Source organism: Pseudomonas sp. P7548, assembly GCF_013386585.1.
Classification (GTDB): domain Bacteria; phylum Pseudomonadota; class Gammaproteobacteria; order Pseudomonadales; family Pseudomonadaceae; genus Aquipseudomonas.
In genome coordinates this window covers 1-2,934 of sequence record NZ_JACARO010000167.1, presented here as the reverse complement: position 1 = coordinate 2,934, position 2,934 = coordinate 1, and the positions used below count along the sequence as shown (strand labels likewise).

The 2,934-nt window shown below is 63.1% G+C and carries 3 protein-coding genes and 1 pseudogene; 3 read left to right on the top strand and 1 reads right to left on the bottom strand.

What is annotated here, in order from left to right:
- Nucleotides 1-897 (top strand): tricarballylate/proton symporter TcuC (gene tcuC, locus HX803_RS31945; protein WP_178926051.1); only part of this gene is annotated, 897 nt, incomplete at its 5' end.
- Nucleotides 897-1,655, top strand: coding sequence for a substrate-binding domain-containing protein (locus tag HX803_RS31940; protein WP_178926050.1), 759 nt, complete (start codon nt 897-899; stop codon nt 1,653-1,655). The genes tcuC and HX803_RS31940, both read left to right, overlap by 1 nt.
- Here the strand turns inward: HX803_RS31940 and HX803_RS31935 are convergent.
- Nucleotides 1,647-2,549, bottom strand: coding sequence for a LysR family transcriptional regulator (locus tag HX803_RS31935; protein ID WP_176995276.1), 903 nt, complete (start codon nt 2,547-2,549; stop codon nt 1,647-1,649). The two genes, HX803_RS31940 and HX803_RS31935, sit on opposite strands and share 9 nt — an antisense overlap.
- A gap of 127 nt (nt 2,550-2,676) precedes the next feature.
- Between HX803_RS31935 and HX803_RS31930 the strand changes: the two are divergent.
- Nucleotides 2,677-2,934 (top strand): annotated as a pseudogene (locus HX803_RS31930) (hypothetical protein); the annotation flags it as partial.

The following is a 2,934-nucleotide window of genomic DNA, read 5'->3' as shown; positions in this document are numbered from 1 at the left end:
GGTGTGTCGGTGTACCTGGCTGAAATGGCTACTCCGGGCCGCAAGGGTTTCTACACCAGCTGGCAATCGGGCAGCCAACAGATCTCCATCGTGGTCGCCGCTGCACTGGGTTATGGCCTGAACGTGTGGATGGAACCGGCCGTCGTTGCCGATTGGGGCTGGCGCATTCCGTTCGCCATCGGCTGCGTGATCATCCCGTTCATCTTCATCCTGCGCCGCAACCTGCAAGAGACCGAAGAGTTCGCCAACCGTAAGCATCGCCCGACCATGCGCGAAGTGCTGGCCACCCTGGCGAAGAACTGGACCGTGGTCATCGGCGGCATGCTGATGGTGGCCATGACCACCACCGCGTTCTACCTGATCACCGTGTACGCACCGACCTTCGGCAAGACCGTGCTGCAACTGAGCACCTCCGATGCGCTGCTGGTGACCTTGCTGGTGGCGGTGTCGAACTTTGTCTGGCTGCCCATCGGCGGCACCCTGAGCGACCGTTTTGGCCGCAAGCCGGTGCTGCTCGCCATGACCGCCCTGACCGTGATCACCGCTTACCCGGCGCTGTCGTTCGTGGTCAACGCGCCGAGCTTCGCCCACATGCTGGAAACCCTGTTGTGGTTCTCGTTCCTGTACGGCATGTACAACGGCGCCATGATCCCGGCCCTGACCGAAATCATGCCGGTTGAAGTGCGCGTAGCCGGCTTCTCCCTGGCCTACAGCTTGGCGACCGCGATCTTCGGCGGGTTCACCCCGGCGATCTCCACCTGGTTCATCCACATCACCGAAGACAAGGCCTCCCCTGCCTATTGGATGATGTTTGCCGCCCTGTGCGCGCTGTGCTCGACCCTCGCGCTGTACCGCCGCGCCAACGCCCGTGGGCAGGTGATGCAGGAGGCGGTGTAATGCGCCCGCTGCTCAAGTCCCTGGCAACCCTGGCCCTCGGCGCGTTCGCGCTGACGGCCCAGGCCGAACAGCTCAAAGTAATGACCTCGGGTGGCTTCACCGCCGCCTACAAATTGCTCGGCCCGCAATACGCCCAGCAAAGCGGCGACACCCTGGACACCATTCTCGGCCCATCGATGGGCAAGGCGCCGGAAGCGATTCCCAACCGCCTGGCCCGTGGCGAACACGCCGACGTGGTGATCATGGTCGGCTACGCCCTGGATGAGCTGATCAAACAGGGCAAGGTCGACAAGGCCTCCCGCGTTGAACTGGCAGACTCGCGCATCGGTTTGGTGGTGAAGGCCGGCGCGGCCAAGCCGGCGATCGGCACCGACGCCGAGCTCAAGGCCGTGCTGAGCCAGGCCAAGTCCGTGGCGTATTCGGACAGCGCCAGCGGCGTGTATGTGGAAAAGGAGCTGTTCAAGAAGCTCGGCATGCCGGCCAAGGGCACCATGATCGAACGCCTCCCGGTGGCCGAACAGGTCGCCAAGGGTGACTACGAAGTGGGCTTGCAACAGGTGGCGGAATTGTTGCCGGTGCCGGGCGTGACCTACGTCGGCAAGATCCCGGAAGACGTGCAATCGGTAACGCGCTTTGCGGCGGGCATTCCGGTCAACGCTGAACACCCGGCCCAGGCCAAGGCGCTGCTGCAGTTCCTGGCGTCGCCCCAGGCGCAACCGGTGGTGCAATCCACCGGCCTGGACTCGGTGTCACACTGACCGAAACGGCATCTCACGCACCAACCGTTCCAACTCCAGCGCCGCTGGCGGCAATGTCCGCCCGCGGCGTTTTATCAAGCCCACATTGCGCATCACCTGGGGTTCTACCAGCGGCACGCTGACCAGAATCGGGTGTGTGCCCGCCGGCATCGCAATTGACGGCACCATCGCCACACCCAACCCCGCCTCCACCAGCCCGATCATCGTGGTCACGTGGTGCGTCTCGCAGATACTCGGTTTTTTCACCCGCACGCCGCGCAAGGCCTGATCCAGCAAGAAGCGGTTGCCGGAGGTTTTGTCGACGGTGATGTAGTCGTGCTCATAGGCTTCGGCCCAGGTCACGCTGTCGCGCTCGGCCAGGGGGTGATCGCGACGACAGGCCAGTACGTAGCGCTCCTGCAGCAGCAATTCGAACTCCACTTCATCGGCCAGGCTGCCGCTGAAACTCACGCCGAAATCCGCCTCGCCACTCTCCACCGCATTGCACACTTCGCCAGCACTGGCATCCAGCACCCGCAGGCGAATTTTCGGATAGAGCTTGTGGAATTCGGAGATCACGTGGGGCATGAAGTAATACGCGGTCGACGGCACGCAGGCGATGGTGACGTTGCCCATGCGCGTGGAGGCGACGTTGCTGATGCCCATCAAGGCCACGTCGAGGTCATCGAGCATGCGTTCCACCTGAGGCAAGAAGGCACGGCCGACCATGGTCAGGCTGACCCGCCGCGTGGTGCGCTCGAACAACTTCACGTCGAGGGCCGACTCCAGTTTCTCGATACGCCGGCTCAGCGCAGGCTGCGAGATGCGGATGGCCTCGGCGGCGCCACGGAAACTGCCCTTGTCTACCACGGCGCGGAAGGCTTGGAGGTCGTTGAGGTCGAAGTTGATGATCACGAGGAAGGGCCAGTGAGGTCGATTTGGGGGACATTATCGTACGAATGCGTCAGCGTCAGGCCACGCGCATTTAAAAAATCGGGTGACCTGCGTAGTCTCGTGCCGAATTCTTTCGACAGAGTGATCAATGTCCAGCGCCTCCCCTAACAAAAAAAAACCGCGTCTATGGCGACTCGGCGCCACCCTCGTGGGCCTCCCTTGCCTGGCGGCACTCGGCTTCTTCGCCTGGCAAAGCTTCTACCCCGTGAGCGCGGCAGCTGGCTGGAGTGTCCAGGTGGTCCACCAGGACGTGGAGAAAGCCGCCTCGCTGATGCCGTTGCCGGACGGTTCGCTGATGGTCAGCCAGGAGCTTGCCAAGGGCAAAGGCAGCATCGTACGTATCCAC

What these genes read in the sequence shown, in the direction of transcription:
- HX803_RS31940 (WP_178926050.1), top strand. Translation starts at nt 897, where the DNA reads ATGCGCCCGCTGCTCAAGTCCCTGGCAACCCTGGCCCTCGGCGCGTTC.